At 61.3% G+C, this 24,119-nt stretch carries 18 protein-coding genes; 7 read left to right on the forward strand and 11 right to left on the reverse strand.

The features are described 5' to 3' along the window. Window positions 1-1,224 carry an LL-diaminopimelate aminotransferase gene (locus BW950_RS00835; RefSeq protein ID WP_076487393.1) on the reverse strand — a complete coding sequence of 408 codons (1,224 nt, stop codon included), beginning with the start codon at window positions 1,222-1,224 and terminating at the stop codon, window positions 1-3. A gap of 150 nt (window positions 1,225-1,374) precedes the next feature. On the opposite strand from BW950_RS00835, the gene BW950_RS00840 reads away from it, so the two are divergent. Beyond that, the gene (locus BW950_RS00840) at window positions 1,375-1,902 is read left to right on the forward strand and encodes a GAF domain-containing protein (RefSeq protein ID WP_076487394.1); all 528 of its coding nucleotides are present in this window, start codon (window positions 1,375-1,377) and stop codon (window positions 1,900-1,902) included. On the opposite strand, the gene dinB is transcribed toward BW950_RS00840, so the two are convergent. Beyond that, the gene (gene dinB, locus BW950_RS00845) at window positions 1,899-3,161 is read right to left on the reverse strand and encodes a DNA polymerase IV (protein ID WP_076487395.1); all 1,263 of its coding nucleotides are present in this window, start codon (window positions 3,159-3,161) and stop codon (window positions 1,899-1,901) included. The two genes, BW950_RS00840 and dinB, sit on opposite strands and share 4 nt — an antisense overlap. Then, window positions 3,139-5,247, reverse strand: coding sequence for a hypothetical protein (locus tag BW950_RS00850; RefSeq protein WP_076487396.1), 2,109 nt, complete (start codon window positions 5,245-5,247; stop codon window positions 3,139-3,141). The genes dinB and BW950_RS00850 overlap by 23 nt, the downstream gene beginning before the upstream one ends. Window positions 5,248-5,305: 58 nt before the next feature. On the opposite strand from BW950_RS00850, the gene BW950_RS00855 reads away from it, so the two are divergent. Next, window positions 5,306-5,815 (forward strand): nitroreductase family protein, encoded by a 510-nt coding sequence (locus BW950_RS00855; RefSeq protein WP_076487397.1) that lies wholly within the window; start codon window positions 5,306-5,308, stop codon window positions 5,813-5,815. Between the two features lie 37 nt (window positions 5,816-5,852). Here the strand turns inward: BW950_RS00855 and BW950_RS00860 are convergent, their stop codons facing one another. The 4 genes from BW950_RS00860 to hflK form a co-directional block, all read right to left on the reverse strand. Then, window positions 5,853-6,989: a D-alanine--D-alanine ligase family protein gene (locus BW950_RS00860; RefSeq protein WP_076487398.1), complete on the reverse strand. Its 1,137-nt coding sequence runs from the start codon at window positions 6,987-6,989 to the stop codon at window positions 5,853-5,855. Window positions 6,990-6,999: 10 nt separating this feature from the next. After that, window positions 7,000-8,553, reverse strand: coding sequence for a UDP-N-acetylmuramoyl-L-alanyl-D-glutamate--2,6-diaminopimelate ligase (locus BW950_RS00865; RefSeq protein WP_159438694.1), 1,554 nt, complete (start codon window positions 8,551-8,553; stop codon window positions 7,000-7,002). Between the two features lie 78 nt (window positions 8,554-8,631). Beyond that, entirely contained in the window at window positions 8,632-9,633 is a 1,002-nt protein-coding gene (gene hflC / locus BW950_RS00870) for a protease modulator HflC (protein WP_076487399.1), read from the reverse strand. Beyond that, complete coding sequence (hflK, locus tag BW950_RS00875; protein ID WP_076487400.1) at window positions 9,630-10,640, reverse strand: FtsH protease activity modulator HflK; 1,011 nt, start codon at window positions 10,638-10,640, stop codon at window positions 9,630-9,632. The genes hflC and hflK overlap by 4 nt, the downstream gene beginning before the upstream one ends. Before the next feature lie 176 nt (window positions 10,641-10,816). On the opposite strand from hflK, the gene BW950_RS00880 reads away from it, so the two are divergent. The 4 genes from BW950_RS00880 (at window position 10,817) to BW950_RS00895 (ending at window position 17,423) form a co-directional block, all read left to right on the forward strand. Continuing rightward, a complete protein-coding gene (locus BW950_RS00880) occupies window positions 10,817-11,860 on the forward strand; it encodes a peptidylprolyl isomerase (RefSeq protein WP_159438695.1) in 1,044 nt (347 codons plus the stop codon). Between the two features lie 67 nt (window positions 11,861-11,927). After that, entirely contained in the window at window positions 11,928-14,246 is a 2,319-nt protein-coding gene (metG, locus tag BW950_RS00885) for a methionine--tRNA ligase (RefSeq protein WP_076487402.1), read from the forward strand. Between the two features lie 7 nt (window positions 14,247-14,253). Then, a complete protein-coding gene (locus BW950_RS00890) occupies window positions 14,254-15,288 on the forward strand; it encodes a lipid II:glycine glycyltransferase FemX (RefSeq protein WP_234968993.1) in 1,035 nt (344 codons plus the stop codon). Next, window positions 15,285-17,423 (forward strand): formylglycine-generating enzyme family protein, encoded by a 2,139-nt coding sequence (locus BW950_RS00895; RefSeq protein ID WP_076487404.1) that lies wholly within the window; start codon window positions 15,285-15,287, stop codon window positions 17,421-17,423. The genes BW950_RS00890 and BW950_RS00895 overlap by 4 nt, the downstream gene beginning before the upstream one ends. A 12-nt stretch (window positions 17,424-17,435) precedes the next feature. Here BW950_RS00895 and BW950_RS00900 read toward each other — a convergent pair whose 3' ends face one another. The 3 genes from BW950_RS00900 to BW950_RS00910 form a co-directional block, all read right to left on the reverse strand. Beyond that, complete coding sequence (locus tag BW950_RS00900) at window positions 17,436-18,644, reverse strand: adenosine deaminase family protein (protein ID WP_076487405.1); 1,209 nt, start codon at window positions 18,642-18,644, stop codon at window positions 17,436-17,438. Between the two features lie 87 nt (window positions 18,645-18,731). Continuing rightward, a complete protein-coding gene (murD, locus tag BW950_RS00905) occupies window positions 18,732-20,261 on the reverse strand; it encodes a UDP-N-acetylmuramoyl-L-alanine--D-glutamate ligase (protein WP_234968994.1) in 1,530 nt (509 codons plus the stop codon). Then, complete coding sequence (locus tag BW950_RS00910; RefSeq protein ID WP_076487407.1) at window positions 20,258-21,220, reverse strand: hypothetical protein; 963 nt, start codon at window positions 21,218-21,220, stop codon at window positions 20,258-20,260. The genes murD and BW950_RS00910 overlap by 4 nt, the downstream gene beginning before the upstream one ends. Window positions 21,221-21,333: 113 nt before the next feature. Between BW950_RS00910 and BW950_RS00915 the strand changes: the two genes are divergently transcribed. After that, window positions 21,334-22,647 carry a FecR domain-containing protein gene (locus BW950_RS00915; RefSeq protein ID WP_076487408.1) on the forward strand — a complete coding sequence of 438 codons (1,314 nt, stop codon included), beginning with the start codon at window positions 21,334-21,336 and terminating at the stop codon, window positions 22,645-22,647. Between the two features lie 26 nt (window positions 22,648-22,673). On the opposite strand, the gene BW950_RS00920 is transcribed toward BW950_RS00915, so the two are convergent. Continuing rightward, a complete protein-coding gene (locus BW950_RS00920) occupies window positions 22,674-24,101 on the reverse strand; it encodes a serine/threonine-protein kinase (RefSeq protein WP_076487409.1) in 1,428 nt (475 codons plus the stop codon). Between the last annotated feature and the right edge of the window lie 18 nt (window positions 24,102-24,119).

Raw genomic sequence — 24,119 nt, forward strand, 5'->3', positions numbered from 1 at the left:
CTATTTCAGGGCTGCCTGGATTCGTTCCATGGCCCGCTCGACCTTTTCCCGATCGTTAAAGGCGCTGATGCGAATATAGCCTTCTCCGGCCGCTCCGAAACCTGCTCCCGGGGTTGTGACCACACCGGCTTTCTCCAGGAGTAGATGGAACAGTTCCCACGAGGGGCGCTGAGCATCCACCCAGACATAGGGCGCGTTTTTTCCGCCGTAGCTGTTGAATCCTGCCTGGTCCAGCCCCTGACGGATGATCCGGGCGTTTTCCAGGTAGTAGTCTGTGAGGGATCGGACCTCTTCCGTGCCCCGGGGGGTGTAGATCGCTCCGGCAGCGCGCTGTATGGGGTAGGAGGCTCCGTTAAACTTGGTGGTCTGGCGGCGGGCCCAGAGATCCCGCACGGCCACGGGGGTGCCGTTGCTTGTCCAGGCCTGAACCGTGGGGGGGATGACGGTATAGGCACAGCGGAGGCCCGTGAAACCTGCCGTTTTGGAGAAGCTGCGAAACTCCACGGCGCAGGTTTCGGCTCCGGGTATCTCAAAGATCGAGTGAGGCAGATCGGGGTCCCTGATGAAGGAGACGTAGGCGGCATCAAAGAGGATGAGGGCTTGGTGTTTCCGGGCGTATTCCACGTATGCAGCGAGTTGTTCCCGCGTGGCGGTTGCTCCCGTGGGGTTGTTGGGGAAGCAGAGATAGATCAGGTCCACCTCTTCTTTGGGCGGAGGTGGTACAAAACCGTTTTCTTTCGTGCCTGCCAGGTAGGTGAGTCCCTGGTAGCGACCGTTCTCGAATACTCCTGTGCGTCCCGCCATAACGTTGGTATCGACGTAGACCGGATAGACCGGGTCCGGCACGGCCACGCGCAGGTCAGGCGAAAAAAGCTCCTGGATATTTCCGGTGTCGCATTTGGATCCGTCGCTCACAAAGACGTCGTCGGGAGAGATCGCTACCCCCCTGCTCTGGAAGTCCTCACGGGCGATCGCCTCCCGAAGAAAATCGTAGCCCTGTTCCGGTCCGTATCCGCGAAAGGTGTCGGGTGATGCCATCTCGTCTATGGCTGTGTGGAGTGCCTCCAGGGTAGCGGCTGGCAGTGGACGAGTTACATCGCCGATTCCGAGCTTGATTATGTCCTGTTCCGGGTGTGCCTCCTGGTGGGCCCGGATGCTTTTGGCTATATCCACAAAGAGGTAGGATGCGGCGAGTTTCTGATAGTGTTCGTTAATTTGTATCATCTTTGTTTGTCTCCAGTTTTCGTCCCGGTTCTTGTCTCCGGTTCTTGTCTCCGGTAGATAAAATACGCGATAGTAACGGTCATGAAAAGGGTGCGGCCGCGAATCCTCGCAGAGCCGTGAGAAGACGACGATCATGAAGAGGATGCAATAATGAGAGAAAAAGAGCGGGAGCCCTCACGAGCCACGGTCGACTATGGGGTCCTCTTCCAGGCGTGCCGTCAGGAGTTGCTTCGGGGGGCGCCGAGGCAGGCGGGGCTGCAACTGGTCTGTGATCTTTTGAGACGGGAGGTTTCCCATTACGACTGGTTCGGTTTGTATATCGCTGTTCCCGAAGAACGGATGCTGGTGCTGGGGCCTTTCTCGGGGTCTCCCACGGAGCATGTGCGGATTCCCTACGGGCGGGGTATCTGCGGGCAGGCGGCGGAACGGGCAGAGACGTTCCTGGTGGACGATGTTTCCGCCCAGGAGAATTATCTTGCCTGTAGTCTCAGTGTCCGTAGCGAGATTGTGGTGCCGATATTCGGGCCTCCCGGTTCGGATCGGGAGGGGGTGGTGATCGGCGAGATCGATATTGATTCCCACAGGCCGGGAGCCTTTTCCGGGGAGGACCAGCGGTTTCTTCAGGATCTGGCCCTTGAAATGGCTCCCTTTGTTCCGAGGGTCCCTTCCGTCGGCTAGGGGGATTCCTCTTCTTCTTCCCGTGAGGTTTTCATCCAGAGGCCTCGCTGGATCGATCCGTTTCCGAATCGGTCGCGAAGTTGGCGGATTGTGGGGTCCAGGGCGTCTTCCCGGGAATCCCGGTCCCGGGTTTCCCGGGGAAAGAGGTCCTGCTGAAGGGGTTCGGTCCAGGAGTTCCTGCGGGCTTCTCCGGCGATTCCCACCCCCAGAAGCCGCAGGGGTTTTCCCTCCCGTCGTTTCTCCAGGAGTTGCCAGGCTACGGTGGCAAGTTTCCGGGTTCCCTCGGGGGGATCGGTCAGGGTGCGGGAGGCGGAGTGCGTCTCGAAGGAGGGGAAACGGAGCTTTACCTGCACTGTGGGGCCGCGCCAGTCTTCCTGAAGAGAGCGCTGGATCACCTCTTCGGCCATTGCCAGGAGATGCTGCTTCAGGAGCACCGGATCAGCGATGTCCTCAGGAAAGGTGCGTTCTGCCGAGATGCTGTGTCGCTCGTGGAGGCCTTCGTGGATGCCCGGGTCCTGGCCACGGCAGAGCAGGTAGAGGAACTCTCCTGTAGAAGCTCCAAAATGGCCCCGGAGGAACTCTGCCCGCTGTTCTCTCAGGGCCACAACGGTATTGATCCCCAGCTGTTCCAGCCGGCGCCGGGTGACCGCGCCCAGGCCCCAGAGATCTTTCAGCTTCAGGCTCGCCACAAAGCGGGCTTCTTCTCCCGGAAAGACGCGGTAGAGCCCGTCGGGCTTGTCCACATCGCTCGCCAGTTTTGCAATGAGTCGTGAGGGGCCAATGCCGACGGAGATGGTCAGTCCTGTGGCGGTGCGGATCTCCTCCTTCAGCCTCCGGGCGATCTTCTCGGGAGGGCCCAGGAGTCGTTCCGTGCCGGTCATCTCCAGGAAGGCTTCGTCGATGGAGACGATTTGTACCCGGGGAGAATAGTTTTCGAAGCGGCTGGTGATCTCCCGGGAGATCTGGCGGTATCGCTCCATTCTGCTGGCTGCCACGATCGCCTGGGGGCATCGTTTCAGGGCCTGTTGCATGGGCATGGCGCTGTGGATGCCGAAGCGTCGGGCCTCGTAGCTGCAGGCGGCCACCACACCCCGCTTGTTTCTGCCGCCCACCAGAAGGGGCTTTCCCCGGAACGCGGGGTTGTCCAACTGCTCCACCGAGGCGAAGAAGGCATCCATATCGACATGAAAGAAGAGTTTTTCTCGGGGGGGCTGGCCCTCGGCGGGGGTGGTGTCGCTACTCCAGGGTCGCTCGCTCATAAAGGGTCCATTTCCGGGTTATCCGGTCCCGGTTGATCAGGTTCCCGGTGCCGGTACTGCCTGCGGTACTCGTGCCGCTTATGCTGCGGGAGTCCGGGGAAAGATAAAAGGAATCCTCCAGAATCGACGCAGGAAGGGAGAAGCTGCTTGTTGCTGTGGTGGTGATTGTCACCGGCAGGGTATCGGCGCGGAATACCAGCGTTCCCCGGGTTCGCTGGGGAGGAAGTGGGCCGGTTTGCACGGAGAAATGGGCGTGACGACTGCCGACAGGTTCCTTCATGGGATGATCCGAGGCATAGAGCTGTATCGGCTGGTTTGCTTCAAAGGATATGTCCAGGGTTTCGGCCGATTCCTGGAACTCCACGGACCAGTGGAGGGAGTGGCGGTCCAGGAGACGGGATGTCTCTGTGTGCAGTTGGAGCGGCGGTGCAGGCCCGGAGAATAGATCCTCCTGACAAGGGATCTCTTTGCATCGGATCGGCTCCTCTCCAGCAACAAGGATCGTTACCTCCGAGGAGATCCTCCTGTTCCCGGAGGTGATGCTACGATGCCCCGTCAGAGAGAGCTCTCCATCGGGATGGCCAGGTCCGGAAAGCTCCTGCCCCAGGGAGAACTCTTCGGTCACCCTGAGGGGCAGGGGCAGATCCTTCTGGAAATGCGTGATCATTGTCGCCGCTGTAAGGGCGAGGCCCACCGTGGCGGTCATGGTCAGAAGCGGTACCAGAGGAATCCGGGAGGCGATCGCGTCAAGGCGGAAGAACATGAGAAGCGCTGGCAGAAGAATCGCCGCTGTGAGAGCTTCCCGGTAGAGGGGCGGCGTGAGGAGCGCGGTGATCATGGGGAGGTCTGCTGCGGGGGTCAGGACGGCGATCAGGTAGACCAGGGGGGTAAGGGCAAAAATGAGGGTGACCATCTTGATCCAGGCCCGGTGGCCCAGGCTGAAGAGGACACCAAAAAAGAAACTTACCGTGAAATAGGCTCCCATCACCAGGCTGGTCAGTCCCGAAGCGATTGCTCCCACCAGGAGAAGGAGCACGGCTGTGCCGGAATAGACCGCCGTGGCACGGCGAAGGCGATGTCGCAGGGTGGTGGCCATGATCCCCAGGGCGGTACAGACCGCCGAAATTTTGCCTGCCACCAGAATTGTTGGTGGCGGAGGGTGGGGGAAGAGTCTCAGGATGGCACGGATTGCCAGGTTTGCAGCCACGAGACTCCCCAGAATCACCAGGAGGCTGACAAAAATCGCCGGCATGTTATGTCCCATGGACCTGAGATAATGGAGTGTCCGGCGGGGAAAGCTCACGGAGTAGAGCAGCAGCACCAGGGCAAGTCCCACGAGGATTCGCACCAGGGTGAATTCGTCGATGATCACGGGACGGGGCAGAGGAAGGATCAGGTAGTTGATGTCCTGTTGCCGGAAGGCTTCCCGGGAGCTCTGGAGATGGTCGAGCAGGGGAGGAATTGTCCGGGAGAGATCCCGGGGAGTTTCCAGAAAGAGTCGTGCTGCCGGAACTCCCTCCCGGAGGGCGTTGTCGAGGGGGGGATCGGCCAGGCCGTAGCCGAGGCGGGCTGCGTTCAGCTGGGCTGTGTTGAGTCCGGAGAAATCAGCTGCCGTGATCGCCTGTACGAGCCAAAGGGGGGCTGCCCCGCCCGGAACGGCTACGCGCCACTCCGTGGAAGGGCCCGGAGCAAGGAAGATGCGAGGAATATCGGGGGCGACCTGGGGCAGCCCTGCGGCGATCCGTCCGCCGTCGCCCGCCTTGTGACGAGGGGCTGTCAGGAGCAGGGCGAGACGGGAATCGGCCAGATGCGAGAGGTGCAGCAGAAGCTCTTCGTCACCGGGATGGGCCACCACTACCAGCAACAGGGGGTCGTCTCCCCGGGAGATCAGGTAGTCCTGGTGGAAGCTGGGGCCTCCCGTTTGATCGGGCAGAAGGACCTCCTGAACCTCTGCCTCGGGAAAAATATGGTGCAACCGGGATGCCTCATCCCGGGCTGCCCCGGTGGCAGTCCCCGGGAGTGCCCCGGAGGGGTGGGAAAAAGCGAGAAGGATTGATACACTCAGAAAGATTCGGTTACGGCTCATGACGATCTATACCCCGAGCATAGGGAGGGGAGGTCCCTTGGGTCAAGGAGGAGGAACCATGGAAATGCTTCCGGAAATCGCCCATCGCCGCAGTATTCGCGTCTATAAACCGGAGGCTCTGGCGGGCGATGCGATCAACCGGATTCTGGAGGCGGGACGGCGGGCTCCGTCGGCAAAAAACCGGCAGACCTGGCGCTTCATCGTGGTGACCGACCGGGAGAAAAAAGGGAAGCTCGCCGAGGCCTCCTTTGGCCAGGAACAGGTGGAGCAGGCCGGCGCGGTCTTTGCCCTCTGTACCACCAACGTCGATTACATCATGCCTAACAACCAGCCCAGCCACCCCGTGGATATCGGAATCGCCTCGGCCTTCATGATGCTCCAGGCGGAGCACGAGGGGCTCGGCTCCTGTCCGATAACCACTTTTCAGGAGGCCGATGTCAAGGTGCTTCTCAGTGTCCCCCACAAGATGCGGGTGGTGATGTTGCTGGCCGTGGGTGTTCCCGGAGAGAGGGGTGAGTTAACACCCCGGTTTCCTCCGGAACGAGTGGTGGGGTACGAGCACTGGTAGTCTCGCCGCAATCGGTGCTATCGGGTGCTATCGGATACTACCGGGCTTGATAATCCCGCATTGAGCGATGGCGGTCCCGTTCCAGGGCGAGGGTGAGAAGTTCGCGCAGCAGTTCTGCGTAGGTGACCCCTCCCTCCTGGACCATCTTGGGATACATGCTGATCGGGGTAAAGCCGGGGAGGGTATTGATCTCGTTCAGGTAGATCTGCCGGGTCTCGCGGTGCAGAAAGCAGTCAACCCGGGCGAGTCCGGCGGCGCCCACGGCAAGAAAGGCTTGTCGGGAGAGTTCCTCAATTTCCCTGGCCAGGGCCGGGTCCAGATCAGCCGGAATCTTCAGCGCCGCTCCTGCAGGGTCGGTGTATTTCGCCTCATAGTCGTAGAACTGGTGCGAGGGGATCACCTCGCCGGAGGGAAAGGTCCGGGGATCGGAGTTTCCCAGGACAGCGGTCTCTATTTCCCGCACCGTCAGGGCCTGCTCGATCAGGACCGTGGCGTCCACTCGAAAGGCCCGTTTCAGCGCCGCTCCCAGGTGCGCAGAATCCTCCACGCGGGTGATGCCGACGCTGGATCCCGCGGCGTTGGGCTTCACAAATACCGGAAATCCGAAGGTTCCGATGATCCGCTCTGTCGCAGTTTGGGTTATTTGGGAAAGAGCGTCTGGCCCAGGGTTCTTTCCTGAAGGGGCCTGGTTCACAGTGATGGCGTCGGTCACGGTGATATAGGGCACCACGGGAAGGTTGTTCTGTTCCCAGATCTGCTTTGCCCGCACCTTGTCCATGCCCAGGGCGCTCCCGGTAACTCCGCTCCCCACGTAGGGAAGGTGGCACATTTCCAGGAGGCCCTGGATCGTGCCGTCTTCGCCGTAGGCTCCGTGAAGGACGGGGAAAACGCAGTCTACGGGAAGAACCGTGCCTGAGGTATCAACGATTCCCTCCCCGGGGTGCAGGGCAAGGGCGCTTTCAGGGTCCGGGATGATCGTGAGAGCACCCGTCTCCCGGGCGCACCGGAGTTGCTCGGTCTTGTCCTGGAGGAACCACCGGCCCTCGAGGGTGATGCCTGCCAGGCTCAGGGAGACGTCGGGCATTTTCTCCAGCTCCCGGATCACTCCTGCTGCTGAGATCAGCGAAACCTGGTGCTCCTGGGACTGGCCCCCATAGAGAACGACTACATTCATGGAACACGCCTCATGGGGTGCAACTCTTCTGGAGAGCTGCTTCCAGCTCCTGGGCTACCACGGCAGCCTCGTCCCAGGGGGCAACTCGGTCGGCGTAGATGATCGACGCTTCGTGGCCCTTGCCGAGAAAGAGGAGGGTGTCTCCTGGTTCGGCCAGCTCCAGGGCCCGGCGTATGGCCGTGCGCCGGTCCGGCTCCAGGATGAGCCGTCCCTCACTGCGGATGGATGGGTCTGCCCGGTCGCACCCTTGGGCGATTTCTTCCAGAATTGACCAGGAATCTTCTCCCCGGGGGTCTTCATCGGTGAGAATGACTACCTGGGCATGGCGGGCCGCGATCTCTCCCTGCATGGGACGCTTTTCCCGGTCCCGTTCTCCTGCCGATCCAAAGACCACGATGAGCCGGTTTCGGGTGAAGTCCTTCATCATGGGCAGAACCGTTTCGAAGGCTCCCGGTGTGTGGGCGTAGTCAACGATGGGGAGAAATGGCGTCTCCCGGGAGACGATCTGCATCCGTCCGGGCAGGGGCTTGATCCTTTTCAGGACATCGAAGAGATCCAGGGGGTTTCGGTCGAGGAGATGGGCCGCCGTGAGAACGGCTGCCAGGACGTTGTCCACGTTGAACCGTCCCGGAAAGGGGATGGTGACCTCCCGGGCCTCCCTGTTCCAGTGAACGACGCAGCGGGTCTCCTCGGCGGTGGACTCCAGATCGGTGGCAATGAGGTCCGCTTCGGGATTCTCCACTCCGTAGGATATGACTTCCTGCCGGGTGGCATTGCGGAAATAGTAGGCGTTGGGGTCGTTGGCGTTGATCACGCCGAAGATGGGCCAGTCGGAATCGCCGATGCGTTTTGCGCTGCGGTCCAGCGCCCGGAAGAGGTTTGCCTTGTCGCTGCGGTACTGTTCGAAACTTCCGTGGAACTCCAGGTGTTCGTGGTTGATGTTGGTGAGAACCGCCGCGTGGAACTGGACATCCCGAAGCCGGGAGGTTCGCTCGCTCAGGCCGTGAGAGGTGGCCTCCACCACGGCTACCTCCTTGCCGTTGTCGATCATCTCCCGAAGAAAGCTTTGAATCTCGGGAGCTTCCGGCGTGGACTGGCGAAAGCTGTTTTTTTCGGGCCGGATATCCCGCTTGATCAGGACTGTGGAGATAAAGCCCGATTCCAGATCCTGTTGCGTCAAAATTTGATCGATCAGCCAGGTGGTGGTGCTTTTTCCGTCGGTGCCGGTGACTCCTATGAGGGGAATCTCCCGGGAGGGGTTATTGTACAGCCGGGCCGCCAGGGTGCTCAGGGCGTGGCGACTATCGGTGACCTGAATATAGACTGCTTCGGGTTCCAGCACATCGGGCAGTACTTCGCAGAAAATTGCCCGTGCTCCTGCGGCGATCGCCGGGGTGATGAAATCGTGCCCGTCCACGTGAATGCCGGGAAGTGCCACGAAGGCGCTATCCGGGCCGGCCTGGCGGGAATCATAGACAAGACGGCGGATCAGGGGATCGCCGGAACCGTGGGAAGCGACAGTGGGAAGGCACTTGGCCAACCTGGAGAGATGCATTTCAGCCATGGCCCGCATGGTAGCAATTGCGGTGGGTCAAGGCAACCATCCCGGGGGCCTCCCGAAGGAGGCTTCCCCGAGAGAAGACTAGCCTTCTTCGCTGTAAAGAAAGTTGAAATAGTCCATATCGGTGCTGAGGGTCTTGCGGAACTGAGGCATCGTCTTCCGGTAGGACTCGATAGCCCTCCAGAACGCAAAGAACTCCGGATCTTGCCGGTAGGCATTGGTATAGATCGTTGCCGCTTCGGCATCGGATGTTCCCCGGATCGTCTCGGCCCGTTCGTAGGCCTCGGAGATGATCGATCGGCGCTCGTTGTCCCGCTGTCCCAGAAGCTCCTGCTTGCGGCCCTCGCCGTAGGAGCGGTAGGCTTCGGCGATCTGCCGTCGTTCCGAGACCATCCGTTCGTACACGCTTTCCGTGAGGTCCGCCGAATAGCGGATCTGGCGAATGACGATATCCTTGATCTCGATGCCCATCTCCTGGGCGGTCTCGTTGGCCCGGGTGAGCATGACTTCCGAGAGAGCCTGGCGGCCTATGGAAATGTTGGGCTGATTTTCCACCACCGCCAGGAGGTTGGTAATCTCACGCAGGCGTCGGTCGTCGCCGTCTTCGGCTGCCAGTTCCGCCTGGGAGGGCATGGGCTGGGACCGGACGATCTCGTTGATCACGTTTGAATCACGCACCGCCTCTTCCAGGGAGTGCCCCGAGATTACCGTACGCACGGCGCTCTCGATCACGTCGTTCAGACGCGAATAGGCTCGCTCCATGGTGGTGACGGCCCGGTAGAAGAGGTCCGGGTCCTGAATGACCCAGCGCGCCGTGGTGTCTACCCAGATAAACTGGTTTTCCGAGGTGGGCATTCGCCGGGCCTCGCCGTCCCAGGAAAGGATCCGTGCCGAGTAGGGGACTACCTGGTCGATCACGGGGGTCTTCAGGTGAAGGCCTGCATCCTGGGTGACTTTTACGATCTGGCCAAAACGGATGATCAGGGCCTGACGTCCTTCGGGGACGATATAGAAGGGGCCCAGGATCACAAGAAAGATACCCGCTACGAGGAGTACCGTGAGGATTGATGATATCTTTTTCATCGGGCACCTCCCGTGGTGAGACCCTGGCGCTGCATGTTCAACAGAGGAATGAAGTTTGACAGATTGCGATCGATCAGCTCAGGCCGTTCCGGCTCCTGAGACGAATCATCGGGTATGAAGACGTCCTCCACCATCTCGTAGTAGAGACGGGTTCTGGTTGTGCGGGGATCGTTGCGGTACTCCCTCAGGACGTTTACAAAGCGCGATGCGTCTCCCCGGGCACGGTTGACCCGCTCTGCAGCGTAGCCCCGGGCAATCTGCACCATCTGTTCTGCTTCACCCCGGGCTCGGGGAATTTCCCGGTTATAGGCCTCACGGCCCTCGTTGATCAGGCGGTTCATGTCCTGGATCGCCCGGTTCACATCCTCGAAGGCGTCCTGAACCCGTCCCGAAGGAGGTACGATGTTCTGGAGGCGCACGGCCGTGACGGTTACACCCAGGTTGTAGCCCTGGAAGACATCGTTCATTTGATCCTGGGCGAACAGTTCGATTGCAGGGCGTTCGTCACTCAGGACGTCGATGATCGCCCTATCTCCCACGAGGCGGTTTACTGTGGACTGCGAGATATCCCGGATCGTCCGCTCCTGGTCTTCCACGTTGAAGAGCCAGTCCGTGGGGTTGGTGATGCGGTACTGGATGATCCACTCCACATCGACGATGTTCAGATCCCCCGTGAGCATGAGGGATTCTTCCTTGTAGTCACGCTGGGACATGACCGATGTTACTCCCGGCTGCTGGAGGCGAAAGCCGAATTGCATATTCTGGACTGCCTGGGTTGGTACGTTATAATTTTGTTCCATCCCCAGGGGCAGTTTGAAGTGAAGGCCCGGGGCTGCTGTCCGGTGATAGCGGCCAAGCCGCAGTACTACGGCCTCCTCTGTCTGATCGACCACGAAAAAACTTGTGGTGATCATGCCAAGGAGGAGGATTACTACTGCGACGATCGCCAGCGCTTTTCCATTTATTGAAAAGGGAAAGCGGGGCGTGGAGTCGTCCTGTTCCGACATAGCGAATGCTCCTTAAAGATTGTGACCCTGCATCCAGGATCGGTATGGTTTGGTTCTCTCCCACACAGTAGCCCGCCGAGGGAAGGGCGTCAAGGAAGCTCCTTTACAGACTCCATCGATTTATGGTGGACTGGGGAGATTACAACGAGTACAACGATACACGAAGGAGAATAACAATGAAACATACACGAATAACCGCGATAACGGCGGCATTGTTCCTCCTCCTGACGCTCCCCTTGTGGGCGCGGGGAGGACAGGAAAAGGAACAGGAGGCGGAAACTTCCGCCCCGGCAGTCCAGGAAGAAACCAGGGAAGAGAAAAGCCTTTCCCGGGATGAACTGGCAGCTCGGGTAAACGGCCGGGGAATTTCCCGGGAAGAGTTCGACGATGTGGTGGAGACCAACATCTACCGTTTCGAGATGCATAATGACCAATCGTTTCCCCAGGATCGCCGGGGGGAGCTGGAACGGCAAGTCCTGGACGGGCTGATTACCCGCACCGTTCTGGAAACCGAGGCCGAAACGCAGGGGATTGTGGTCACCGACGAGCAGCTGAGCGAGGCCCTCGAGCAGTTCCGGAGTCAGTTTCCCGACCGGGAGTCCTACCGGGCAGCTCTGGAGCAGCAGGGGTTTTCCGAGGATCTCTTTGAGGCCGAGGTTCTGCGGCAGATTGCGATCGAGACGCTGATTAACACCAGGGCTTTCGAGGGGCTGACCGTGGACGAAGCGACGGCTCGGGAGTTCTACGATGCTCATCCCGATTATTTCGAGCGCCCCGAACAGGTAGCCGCCCGCCATATCCTTCTCTCGGCTGAGGAGGGGGCAGACAAGGAGCAGCTTCGGTCCCGGCTTGGCGAGATCCGGCAACAGCTCCTGGACGGCGCTGATTTCGGAGAGATGGCCCGGGAATACAGCGATTGTCCCAGCTCGGCTGAGGGCGGTGAGCTGGGGGCCTTTGGCCGGGGTCAGATGGTTCCCTCTTTCGAAGAGGCTGCCTTTTCCCTGGATGCCGGGGAACTCTCGGATATCGTGGAAACCCAGTTCGGTTTCCATCTGGTCCAGGTGACCGAACGGATTCCTGGCCGGGTCATCGCGTTCACCGATGTGCTTCCCGAGATCGAGGAGTTTCTCCTGGAAGATCTGCAGAACGAGGCCGCCCGGAATTACGTCACGTCCCTGCGCGAGGCTGCGCAGATCGAAGAGTTCGTCCAGATCGACTGATCCCTGCTTCTCCCCCGGGGCCGGTATGGTTGACCACCCGGGGGAGCAATCCCTATAGTGAGGCGTCATGAAAAAACGCCTCATTACCAGCGCACTTCCCTACGTAAACAATATTCCTCACCTGGGAAATCTCATCCAGGTCCTCTCGGCTGATGTGTTCGCCCGGTTTTGCCGATCCCGGGGGTACGAGACCCTCTACGTCTGCGGCACCGACGAGTACGGCACCGCCACCGAGACCCGGGCTCGCGAGGAGGGAATATCCCCCGAGCAGCTCTGCACGCGGTATCACGCGATTCATACCGAAATTTATGAGTGGTTCCATATCTCTTTTGACAAGTGGGGCCGAACCTCGACGCCCGAACAGACTGCGATCGTTCAGTCAATTTTTCGCAATCTCCATGATCAGGGGTATATTCGGGAGCGGACCATCGAGCAGCTCTACAGCGAGAAATCCCGGATGTTTCTGGCCGACCGCTACGTGGCGGGAACGTGCCCCAAGTGCGGTCACGGCGATGCCCGGGGAGATCAGTGCGAAGAATGCGGATCGCTGCTGGATCCGACAGACCTGATAGAACCCCGGAGCGTAATGGACGGAACACGGCCGGTGATCCGCGAGACCACGCATCTCTACATTGACCTCCCGGCGATCCTGCCGAAACTCCAGCAATGGATGTCCGAGGCGAGCGAGCGAGGCCGCTGGGCCCGCAACGCAATTCGCATGACCGAGGCCTGGATACGGGATGGCCTGAAAGAGCGGGCGATAACGCGGGACCTCAAGTGGGGAATCCCCGTTCCCCTGGAGGGGTTTGAAGACAAGGTTTTTTACGTATGGTTCGACGCTCCCATCGGGTATATTTCGATCACCGCCACCCTGACTGACCAGTGGGAGCAGTGGTGGAAGAACCCCCGGGAGGTGGAACTCTTCCAGTTTATCGGAAAAGATAATATTCCCTTCCACACGGTGATCTTCCCCTCGTCGCTTCTGGGGAGCGGTGAGGACTGGACCATGCTGCACCACATGAGCTCTTCGGAGTACCTGAACTACGAGGGCGGGCAGTTTTCCAAGAGCAAGGGCATCGGTGTCTTTGGTACCGATGCCCGGGAGACGGGTATCCCCGCCGATGTGTGGCGGTTTTACCTCTTCTACAACCGGCCCGAGACCAGCGATTACACCTTTACCTGGGACGATTTCCAGGAAAAGGTAAACGGTGAGCTGATTGGAAACCTGGCGAACCTGGTGAACCGCACCACCACTTTTCTGGCGCGCTTCTTCGACGGAACTCTTCCTCCTGAGGTGTCCCTGGATAGCGCCGGATCACAGGATCGTCAGGCTTTCTGGGATGAGGTCCGGCAGCGCGAGGCCGAGATAACGGAGAAGCTGGAGTGGGCCGGACTCCGGGAGGGGCTGCGACGGATCTTTGCGCTTTCCAGCTACGGAAACCGGGTTTTTCAGGCGGCTGAGCCCTGGAAAACCCGCAAGACCGACCCCGAGGGAACCCATCTGCTTTTGGCCGATCTGGTCTATCTGGTGCGGGATCTGGCGATCCTGATCGAGCCCTACCTGCCCGCTACGGCAGAACGGGTCAGGTCTCTCCTGGGTGCGTCTGCGGAGGGGGCCTGGAACTGGACTGCCCTGGGAGATCCCCGGGGGCTTTCCCGAATTGCCACTCCCGAGATTCTCTTCGAACAGCTTTCGGACGAGCTGATCCAGGAGTTGCGGGACCGTTTTTCCGGCAGCCAGGCCGATCGTGCCCGGCGGGCCCGTGAGGCCGGGGACGCGACGAAGGCAGACGCGAAGGGGCCCGGTTCTCCCCGGGAGGGCAAAACCGGCGCGAAGAGTGACAAAAACAGAAAGGATCATGCCGTGAGTGAACGACTTGAGGATCAGTTTGCAGAAAAGGTTGAGCTTCGGGCGGCAAAAATTCTGGAGGTGGAGCAGCACCCCGAGGCGGACAAGCTCTATATCGAGCGGCTCGACGATGGCACCCCCGAGGGGCGGACGATCGTCAGCGGTCTGCGCGGCCACTATACTACGGAAGAGTTGGTGGGCAAGACCATTGTGGTGGTGGCAAACCTGAAACCAGCCAAGCTCCGGGGGGTAAAAAGCGAGGGAATGCTTCTGGCCGCCAGCTCCGGTGAGGGAGACCAGGAGATTGTGGATGTGCTCTTCCTGGAAGGGGTCGAGCCGGGGTCCCGGATTCTTCTGCAGGGGCAGGAGCAGAACGCCTCTCCCCAGGATTCTCTGAAACGCCTGAAGGTGGATGATTTCTTTGCGATTCCCCTTCGTGCCGTGGACGGGGCGGTTCTTGTGGGCGAGACACCGCTGGTGGACGCCGGGGGGGCTCCCCTGAAAACAAGCCGCCTCTCCCATGGATCGGTGGGGTGACTCCGGCATGACGGGATCGCTCCTGCAGACTGCCTGGTGGGGAGAGCTGAAGGAGGAGTTCGGCTGGTCCGTGACCACCGCCACCGAGGGGACGCGGGTCTTCTGCCGTTCCCTGGGGCCTTTCAGGCTGGGATACATTCCCTTCGGGTTTTCCCGGGCGACCGGTGATCCTCCCGGGCCGGGAGCGATCGGGCAGGTGGTTCAGTCCATGCGAGAGGCTGCGAAGGATCTCCCCGGGAGACCCCATCTGCTGCGGTGGGACGTGCCGTGGCAGGTTGATCACTTTGATCGGAGCGAGGCTGTGGCTGCAGGGCTTCGTCCTGCTCCTGTCCGCGTCCAGCCCCCCGATACGGTGGTGGTCTCTCTTCAGGACGAAGAAGAATCCCTGCTCTCGCGGATGAAATCAAAGACCCGCTATAATATTCGCCTGGCCCAGCGCCGGGGTGTCCTGGTAGAGGCCTTTACAGCCGATGATTCCCGGGCAGACCGGGAGCTGATGCTGTGGTACGAGCTCTATCAGGATACGGCCCGGCGTGACCGGATCACTATTCATCCCTTCTGTTACTACCGGCGGGTTCTGGAGTTATCCCGCCGGGACGGGGCTCCGCGTCTTACGCTGTATCAGGCCCGGCACGAGGGGGATCTGCTCGGCGGAATCGTGGTGGTTTCCTGGCAGGGGACCTCGACCTACCTCTACGGTGCCGGAGCCGATATAAAACGCAATCTCATGGCGAGCTACCTGTTGCAGTGGGAGGCGCTTCGCCAGGCCCGGGCCCGGGGGGATCGGTCCTACGATCTCTTCGGGATCCCTCCCTCGGATGACCCGGCTCATCCCATGCACGGGCTGTATCGCTTCAAGACCGGCTTCGGGGGGGAACTGCTCCACCGGCCGGGATGCTGGGACCTTCCTCTCCACCAGCATCGCGCCTGGTGTTTCCGCAACGCCGAGAGGGTGCGGGGATGGTACTACCAGGGGCTGCGCAAGGGTCTGGAGGGAAGCCTCGGCCGGATCAGGGCTGCCGCCGGGAGACCGGGGGCATGATGAGCTATCGCCGTTGGCCCGTCGGCAGGGGGCTGCTCCGGATGGTTTTTCGGTGGTTTTTCCCAGGTGTCCCGGGGCGGCTGCTCCCGGGGGGGGTCGCTCTGGGGCTGGTGCTCGCGGGAATGCTTGCGGGGTGCCGGAGTGCTCCCGATGAAGACATCCTCCCGGAGCTGGTCGACTGGGGGGTGCATTTCCACCAGGCTCCTGCCGATGGAACGGAGCTCGCCACCGACGAGGTCCGACTGGTGATTTCCCCGGGAACTCTGGACATCGGCAGGGTCCAGGCGGTGGTCCTTCGGCTGAACTGGACGGAGCCTGATCCCGACATGGGGGTGATAGCCGGCGATTTCGAGAAGCGAAAGGAGCTCCTGGAGCTCGCCGATCAGAACCCGCCGTTGATATCCTTCCTGCTTCCCCTGGAAGGGGTCCCCCAGGGGGCTCCTGTCAGGGTCGGGGCCTTTCTGGAACTTCAGGAGGGGGCGCTGGTGCCGGTGAAGGAGCCCTTCACCGTTACCTTTGAGCTCTCCCTGCCGCAACCGGGGGGGCTTCAGGAAGAGCTTCTGACGATAGACCCCCGGCCGGTCCTCTCCTGGGCCAGGGACGAGGCAATTTCGGCGGTGGAGATTTCTTTGGCAGGGGAACGGGAGATCCTGGTCCCCGGCGATGGGCCTGGGGACGACCAGGTATCGCTCCGTCCCTCCCGGGATATTCTCTCTTCCGGGGAGCTTCTCCGGGGAGGCGAGTTTCCCTGGCGCCTGCGCAGCGTCTCTCCCCGGGGAGTTCGGGGCCCCTGGTCCGAGGCTGGTCTCATTCGCTATGACCTGACCGAGAGTGTTCCCGTTTCCACAGGTCTCAGGTCGGGCGATCGCACCGTTGTGTCCCGGCCGGCCCTGGTTTGGGCCGGGGTGGACGGTACCAGTCAGTATCACCTGGAGTATTATCTGGAATCGGAGGAGCACCGCCTCGAGGGGCTGGTTATCACCGAAGAGAGTCGTCACCGTTTTTCCGGTGAGGAGGCGGAGTTTTTCTCATCGGCAGGAGCCGGAGCAACCCTGCGCTGGCGGTTGCGCGGCGAGAACCTTCGGGGAACCCCTACTCCCTGGAGCGACTATCACGAGACAGAGCATCTCCTGCTGATCTCGGCCCTGGAGCCGCTGATTCATCCCGGCGCCGAGGCCCAGGTGCTTCTGGGGGCTCCCCGGGGAACCCCCGGGGCCCGCCCCGACGAGATGCCCCAGGTGCCGGTGGTGCTGGATGGCCCCTTGGGGGTCGCCCGGACGCCGCTCACGGTGGAGGCCGTGGCGGAACTTTTTAACCAGGGCCTCCGGTCGGGAGAACTCTCCCTCTCTGGAGGGCGTCTGGTGGAGGTCCGGCAGGAGGTTCCTCTGCTGGCGCTGGAGGGACTCGACTTTGGTTCCCAGTTTGGACTCAGGGAAGAGGTGGGGGCCACTCAGGGAGAATCCCGTCTGGGCGTTGTGCCGGGATATCGCTCGCATCCTGCTGTGGGAATCACCTGGTTCGGGGCGGTCTGGCTCATGAATCGTCTTTCGCTGCTCGAGGGGCGGGACCAGGCCTACGAGATACGGGGGGACGAGGTTTTTTGGGACCCCCGGGCTTCGGGGTATCGCCTTCCCACGGAGGCCGAGTGGGCTCTGGCCGCAGCAGCCAGGAGACGTCTTCCCCGGGAAGGGTGGGCGGAGCCGCTGGTGGTCTTCCGGGAGCTCTCCTCCCGGGACCTTCGGAACATCAACTTTCTCCGCAGCGGCGACGCCTGGGAAGATCCTTTGCCGCCGTACACCCGGGCCGGGGGGCCCACGTCACCTGTGGGGGCTCTCACCGGGGCCGCTCCGGCGGGGGTTCAGGATCTTTTGGGGAATGTCTGGGAATGGTGCTGGGACTGGTACAGCCCTGAGCGGGGAATTCCTCTGCCCCGAAACTACGCAGGCCCCGAGGAGCCCGCGCCCGATCTCTACGGGAGAGTCTTGCGTGTTGTCCGCGGTGGGGCCTGGAATACTCCCCGGGAGGGGTTGCGTCCAACAATGCGAGGGGCCTTCGCCCCTGCTGCGGCGAGCCACAGCATCGGGGTTCGCCCGGCCCGGGGGGCTGCAGAGTACCCTCCCGGGGAAGTGCAATGATCTCCGGCGGGATCAGGTAATTCCGTACTGCTTTTCCAGCTCTTCGTAGCGGGTAATGACGCGACGCACGTATTCCCGCTTTTCCGGGTAGCGCTTGTACGAGAAGGATCGTTTGAAGCCGTAGACGATGATATCCTTCAGTTGTTTTGGCGGAATTGAAAAGGTCTCCAGGGCCAGTTCTATCTCCTTGGTCACGGTGGTGTGCGATACAAGGCGGTTGTCGGTGCAGAACGTCACCGAGAGGCGGTGTTTCAGCATCTCTCTCAGGGAGTGATCCTGGACAGAAGGAATATCCGGTGCCGTCTGGAGGTTGCTGGTGAGGCAAACCTCGATGGTTGTCCGGTTGTTGGCGATATAGTCGATCAGACGCTCCACGTATTCGTCGGGGTTCTCGATCGAGGTATCCCGGATATGATCGGGGCTGAAGAGCCGAAGGCCATGGCCGATCCGGTCGGCGTGAAGTTTTGTTATGGCCTGGAAGATCGATTCGGGTCCGTAGGCTTCTCCGGCGTGGACGGTTTTGTTCAGGAAATGCTCGTGAACGTAGTCAAAGGCCTCCTCGTGATCCCCGGCGGGGTATCCGAACTCGCTTCCTGCCAGATCGAACCCGACAATCTGCAGATCGGTCTCGTTTCGAAGTTTTACCGTAGCCCGGGCCAGCTCCCTCGAGGCCATCTGAATGATCTCCTGCTGACTTGAGTAGCTGTGGACGGAGCTGAGGGTCTGGTAATAGCGGGAAAAGTTGGGTGCAAAAAAACGCATGGCGATCACGATGATGCCGTAGTCGAACTCGGGTTCTTCCGGGGGAAGGGTGGCGTTTATCTCTGTCCGGGCCCGGCGCAACCCTTCGTCCACGGCGTGCATGACCTGGGAAAAGGGGAGCTCCTCCGTGACGTGCAGCTGGGGAGCAAAGCGCACTTCCAGGTGCCGCACGCCTTCCCGGGCGTTGTCCCAGGCAAGTTCGAAGGCGATCTGCTGGAGGTGTTCTGCCCGCTGCATCACCTTTGTGGTCAGGCCGAATCCCCGCAGGTATTCGTCGAGGCTTTCGTAATGAGGTTTGAAGACCAGCTCGTTCAGCCCCTCGGGAGTATACGAAGGGAGTTCTATCTTCTCCTCCCGGGCGATATCGATCAGGGTCTGCTCCCGCAGGCTTCCATCGAGGTGGACGTGAAGGTCGGTCTTGGGAATACTCTGAATAAACTCTTTTGGATAGTGCTGCATGGTTACACTATACCCCCGAAGGAAGGCCCCGAAAACCCGGAAACGAAAAAACCTGGAAACGGGACAAAACTGATCCCGCGAGACTCCCTAGAGGGGCTTCTGCCGAGTTTGATCAAGGGTTGCCCGCACCAGATCGCGGAACTGGTTGCCCCGGTCGAACTCGTTCCTGAACATCCCGAAGGAGGCGCAGCCCGGTGAGAGCAGGACCGTCCCCGGGGTGTTCTGCTCTTTCCCCTGGTCGAGGGGCAACTTCAGGGTCAGCTCCCGGGCCAGCTCCAGGGCCAGGGAAAAGGCTTCATCCAGGGAGTTACAGGGGCCGTGGAAGGGCACGTTCTGGTCCCGAAGGAGCGCCAGAAGCCGCTCTGTGGCAGACCCGGCCAGGAGAACCAGGGCACCTCCGCCCGAGACGGCCCTTTTTCCTGCTTCTGCCAGGGGAGAGAGATCGAGCCCCTTGTCGCTCCCTCCTGCCAGAAGGATTGTTCCTTCGGGATAGGCCCGGGATGCTGCTTCGGCGGCCTCGGGGATGGTGGCTGCCGTGTCGTTGACGAAGGAGATGCCTCTTTTTTGTCCCAGGTGCTCCAGTCGATGGGGAACTCCTGAGAAGGTTTCTGCTCCCGAACGTATTTTCCCGGGGGGGACTCCCAGATACCAGGCTGCCGAGGCAGCCATGGCAAGATTGCCCAGCATGTGGTCTCCCCTGAGAAGGGGTGTCTCCGGAAGCAGCCCCGGAGGGACGGTCTCCCGGGAGATGACCGCCAGAGTTACTTCGGCAGACCTGGCCAGGGCGCGCCGGAACCGGTCGCTCCAGGGGGGCTGTTCTCCCAGGATGCAGAGGGCTTTCTTCTGAAAAGACTGGAGAAGCTCCTCCTTGTCCAGGACATATTCCTCGAGGGAAGGGTAGTAGTCCTGATGATCGGGGAGGATGTTGGTAATGATCCCCACCGAGAGGAGGAGTTCGGGAAAGAGAATCTCCCGGGGCAGGGGCTGGCCGGAGCGTTGGCCGTTATGGTCTCGGCAGAATCGAAGGTCTCCCAGTTGAAACGACGAGAGCTCCAGCACTACGGGATCTCCCGGCTGGAGTTCTTCGAGGAAGCTCAAGGGAGATATGGTTATGTTTCCTCCCAGTTTTGTCCCGGGGAAGTGCTGTGCGAGCAGGGAAGCTGTGGCGCCGGCGGTGCTGCTCTTCCCCTTGGTTCCGGTGATCGCTACCAGAGGCCCGGGAGAAGGCCCGGCCTGCCGCCAGTGAGCAAGGAAGAGGGCGATATCGGTGGTCACGGCCGGTGCCAGCCGGAGGAGGGGGGCACTGCGGGGCACGGCGGGATTTTTCACCACCAGATCTGCTTTGGAAAAGTCTTCTTCCCGGTGCTCTCCCAAAACGCAGCGGACTTCCCGGGGAAGTTTCTCCAGGGTCGGGGCAAGCTCACGGGGCGAGCGCAGATCGGTGACGGTTACCCGGGCTCCGCAGGATGTGAGGTAGCGCGCCGCCGCAAGGCCGCCCCCGTGAAGCCCCAGCCCCATGACGGTGACACGACGCCCCTTCAGGGGAGACTCCTTCTCGGGAGGTTTTGTTTTTGGTGGTTCTGTCCCTGATGGTTCTATGCCTGATGGTTCTGTCACGCCGGGGCTCCGGGAAGATGCACTTCGAACTCCTTCATATCATCCTGATTCAGGTAGGCCCGGAGGGAGATGTCCTGCCAGGGGGCCTGAAGATCCTCCGGGACCAGTTCTTTCAGTTCCTGAAACAGCGGAAGATCTTCCGAAAAGGGTTCCGATCGGAGGGTCTGCTGGATCGCTTCCAGGTGGGGCTCCAGAAAGAGCCTGGTCTTGTGGAGAAGCGGCACGGCCCGGGGCCGTTCCTGGACGCGGAGATCCAGGGGGGTGTGGGAGAGGGTCCTGAAACGGCTTGTCAGGGGGTAATAGGGGTAGAGCCGTTTCCCCCGGGGGATCACCAGGCGGGAGAAAAACTTTGTCAGGTCGTTGTCGATCCAGATTCCCTCCACAAAGTAGCCTCTCCCGGTCTCACCGATCCAGGTATCGGAAATTAGTTGATCTACCCGGAGTTCCCGGGGCTCTTCTCCCACGGGGGGATCAGCCAGGGGAAGGAGACTCGCCTCCAGGGGGGCCAGGTTGCTCTCGTAGCGAGGGGTCTGGTCGTTGGAGCCTTTCTCTATGACCCGGTGGAGGGTTGGTCGAAAGGATATGTCCAGGCGGAGGTGAAAGAGATAGTGCCGCCCCTCCAGGCGAAAAAGTTTGTAAAATACGGGGCGGAGGATCTCTCTGGGGTCAAAGGCATAGCGGAGACCCTGGAAAATTTCCGGCAGCAGCTGGTACAGATCCTGCAGGAGCGACTGGATCGCTTTTTGATATTCCCTCCCGGGCGTGGCAAGGCGGACATCGTGATGGATGGGAAAGGAGGGAACCTGAAAGGCTGTGTCCAGCTTCAGAAAGAACTCCTCGGCCTGGTTGAAATGAGCGGTATAGCTCACCTCCTGGGGGAGGGGGTTCTGAAGAAGCTCGGTTATGGTCTCGTCGGGAGCGACGAAACACAGTACGCCAGGGCTTGTGGAGAGGTTCACCCGTAAAAAGTACTCTTAAACGGTATCTCGCGCAAGTCTTCGGGGGAATCGGCGGGTGTCGTTCCTGGGCTTTGGCAGTTGTGATTCCCCGCCCGTGGCGCTACAGTAAGAGTATGAACCGTTTCTTTTCGTCTGGTCCTCGCGGGCCGATTCGGGGTTTCCCTGGTCTTCTCCCTGCCGTTTTGATTCTGGCCATGGTCGCCGGGGCAGGTTCTCTCTTTGCAGAGGGGGCCCGTGGCGCCGGGGCGCCTGGTGATGCCCGGGCAGAACGCCCTTTTGCGGTGGTGATCTACGCCGAAGGGTACGATGTATCGATCTTTCGCAACGGCCAGCTTTCCTCCTACGATGTGCTCACCGACGATGTGATCGGCATGCCCCTCTTGGCGGGTGATCTCGTTCAGACCGACCCGGATACATTTCTGGAGATCCAGCTTGTGCCGTCCCGCACGGTGGTGAAAGTTGCCGAGAACACCACCTTCGAGATAGAACGGCTGGGTCAGGAGGGCGGCGGCGGGCTGGCTGTCTCCTACGGGCGTCTGCGCGCCAGGGTGGAGCGAGCGCTCCGGGATGACCCCTTCGAGGTTCGCGGGTTTTCAGCCGTGGCAGGGGTTCGCGGGACTGATTTTGGATTTGATACGGTGGTTGACCGGGCCAGTCCCGGGGAGCTGCAAACCCGGGTCTATACGTTCTCGGGAAGCGTGGAGGTGCGGGACCGTCCTGACCCCTCGATGCCCGCCGATAGTGCCGAGCCCCAGGTGGTCCAGCTTGGTGCAAACGAGATGGTTTTGGTGAGGACCGAGGTTCCTGAAGCGCTGGCGCTGCGGGACGAGACCGATCTGAGGCCCCTGGATCCTCCCCTGGGGGAGACCGCTCCGGCCCGGCCGGTCCGGTTCGAGCGCCGGGAGCTTGAAGAGGAGATTCAGGTTTTCTGGCAGCAACAGGATTATCGCGAGGAGCCTCTCGATCCGGCTGCCATCGACGAGCGCTTTCCCGGTGTCCGCCAGAGGGTGGATGAGATCGATCAGGAGCGGCGGCGTTTGGAGGAGACCCGGCGTCTTCGTGAGGGCGGTGAAGCCCCGGCCCTGGAGGCGTTCCTGCCGGGAGAGGAGATTCCTCCGGGGCAGGAGATCGTTCCCGACAGGACCCTCGATCTGCAGGACGACAGGCCCTCGGGGAGAGCCCGCCGGGTTATCGAACCCCGGGATGCTCCTTCCTTGAGCAGGCAGACCCGCCGGGCTGGTCACTGGATGGTTGGTCTGGGGCTCGCCCTGGAGATTTGGGGTGCCTCGCTGGCCTGGTACGACGATGGCTACCGCAGTGTTTCCGACCTCGATCAGGGAGGAGCCTCGGTGGCGCTCATGGGCTCGGGAGCGGTGCTCATTACCTCGGGGCTGATCTCGTACCTGATCAGCCTTGTGGCTGACTAGTCTTCCTGTGGCTAGTCTTCCTGTGGCTAGTCTTCAGGAGGGGCCAGGGTGATCTCTTCCAGCTCCTGCACCGTCGAGGTGATCTCTGTAATGAGCCAGCCATGGCGGGACGGTTCGAGTCTCAGCACGTCCCGGGTCCAGGCGATGATGATCGCCGGTTTCTCCTGATCGTCGGCGGCGGCCCCCTCGGGTCTCCAGAGGGCATAATCAACTTGGGCCAGGAATGCCTGGTCATCCTCTCCGAGGGGAGTGATCTCCAGATTCGATATCCCGTAGGGTATAAGGTCCGGCGGGTTTCCCGCTTCCTGCCATTCCCGGGGGGTGCGAAACCGGCTGTGCCGTTCGTGAGCGGTCTGGACCCGGTCGATCACATAGAGATTTGTCACCTCCCGTATCGTTGCGCGGGCAACGCCCTTCCCGGTGGCGTCGTCCATAAAGAGATGGTCCAGGGCGTTCCAGGCCTGATAAAATCCTTCTACCAGTTCCAGGGGAGCAAGCCCGGCTGTGGCAGGGGCTGCCAGACGGCTTCTGATCATCGCTGCAGGGATCGTTGAGAGCACCAGGGCTACGGCGGCGATCACCACGATGCGGCTGCGGTTTTTTCGCCAGAAGGTTTTTCCCCGACGCTGGCGCTGGTCGCGTTGAAACTGCTCCAGGGCGGAGTCCTGTCTGGCCTGGCGCTCCTGGTGAGGGATATCCTCGAGCCAGGCTCCCCGGTTTTCCCGGACCGCTTCCAGGATGAGCTCAAGCGCCTCAAGGTCGGCCGGCCGTGCGCCCTGGAGCAGGTCGTCCAGAATGGATGCGACCTGGGGGAGCACCTCCGGGCGGAGACTATGGAGGGGTCTGATCTCCACGGTTGGGTCCTCGTCCTGTTTGGCAGGTCCTTTTGCCGGAGGCTCTCCAGTCAGGGCCTGATAGATGATTGCCGCTGTCTGATAGACGGCAGCAGGGAGAGGACGGGCTGCTGCTTCCCGGCCCAGGCGATCGTTCCAGTAGGGCTCAAGCAGATGATTCCGCAGGGTTCCCGGTAAACCCTGGTTGATTTCCCGGCACAGGCGGGAGTCCAGGAGGAGCAGATCCCCCTGGGGAGTAACCAGGGATGTTCTGATGTTGCAAAGGGAGTACCGCCCCTCGGGCAGTTCCCGCACCAGGGCCTGGAGAAAAGGGGTGACCCATGGGGGGACGGGCTGGTCCGGTTTCCAGGGAAGGAGTTCTTCCAGGGTCTCGCCCTCCAGGGGTGGGCCGGCCAGGTAGTAGGTTCCTTCGAGGCGAAGAACCCGGGCTATGGGCCAGGGCGTGGATTTGTGGGGGCCGGCGATACAGCCGCCCCGGCGGGCTGCGGCGCTCACGTTCTGTGCGGTGTGGCCTCTGGGCTCTATCCCACAGCATAGCGCCAGAAGGGGTGGGTCCTGGCCGGAGAGAAGGATTCGGCTTGCGGTGGATTCCTCGGTCATGATGTGTTGGTCCCTTTC

The sequence above is a fragment of the Alkalispirochaeta americana genome (assembly GCF_900156105.1).
Taxonomy (GTDB): domain Bacteria; phylum Spirochaetota; class Spirochaetia; order DSM-27196; family Alkalispirochaetaceae; genus Alkalispirochaeta; species Alkalispirochaeta americana.

Coding starts and splice junctions, on each gene's coding strand:
- BW950_RS00835 (WP_076487393.1), bottom strand. CDS start 1,224: ATGATACAAATTAACGAACACTATCAGAAACTCGCCGCATCCTACCTC.
- BW950_RS00840 (WP_076487394.1), top strand. CDS start 1,375: ATGAGAGAAAAAGAGCGGGAGCCCTCACGAGCCACGGTCGACTATGGG.
- dinB (WP_076487395.1), bottom strand. CDS start 3,161: ATGAGCGAGCGACCCTGGAGTAGCGACACCACCCCCGCCGAGGGCCAG.
- BW950_RS00850 (WP_076487396.1), bottom strand. CDS start 5,247: ATGAGCCGTAACCGAATCTTTCTGAGTGTATCAATCCTTCTCGCTTTT.
- BW950_RS00855 (WP_076487397.1), top strand. CDS start 5,306: ATGGAAATGCTTCCGGAAATCGCCCATCGCCGCAGTATTCGCGTCTAT.
- BW950_RS00860 (WP_076487398.1), bottom strand. CDS start 6,989: ATGAATGTAGTCGTTCTCTATGGGGGCCAGTCCCAGGAGCACCAGGTT.
- BW950_RS00865 (WP_159438694.1), bottom strand. CDS start 8,553: ATGGCTGAAATGCATCTCTCCAGGTTGGCCAAGTGCCTTCCCACTGTC.
- hflC (WP_076487399.1), bottom strand. CDS start 9,633: ATGAAAAAGATATCATCAATCCTCACGGTACTCCTCGTAGCGGGTATC.
- hflK (WP_076487400.1), bottom strand. CDS start 10,640: ATGTCGGAACAGGACGACTCCACGCCCCGCTTTCCCTTTTCAATAAAT.
- BW950_RS00880 (WP_159438695.1), top strand. CDS start 10,817: ATGAAACATACACGAATAACCGCGATAACGGCGGCATTGTTCCTCCTC.
- metG (WP_076487402.1), top strand. CDS start 11,928: ATGAAAAAACGCCTCATTACCAGCGCACTTCCCTACGTAAACAATATT.
- BW950_RS00890 (WP_234968993.1), top strand. CDS start 14,254: ATGACGGGATCGCTCCTGCAGACTGCCTGGTGGGGAGAGCTGAAGGAG.
- BW950_RS00895 (WP_076487404.1), top strand. CDS start 15,285: ATGATGAGCTATCGCCGTTGGCCCGTCGGCAGGGGGCTGCTCCGGATG.
- BW950_RS00900 (WP_076487405.1), bottom strand. CDS start 18,644: ATGCAGCACTATCCAAAAGAGTTTATTCAGAGTATTCCCAAGACCGAC.
- BW950_RS00915 (WP_076487408.1), top strand. CDS start 21,334: ATGAACCGTTTCTTTTCGTCTGGTCCTCGCGGGCCGATTCGGGGTTTC.
- BW950_RS00920 (WP_076487409.1), bottom strand. CDS start 24,101: ATGACCGAGGAATCCACCGCAAGCCGAATCCTTCTCTCCGGCCAGGAC.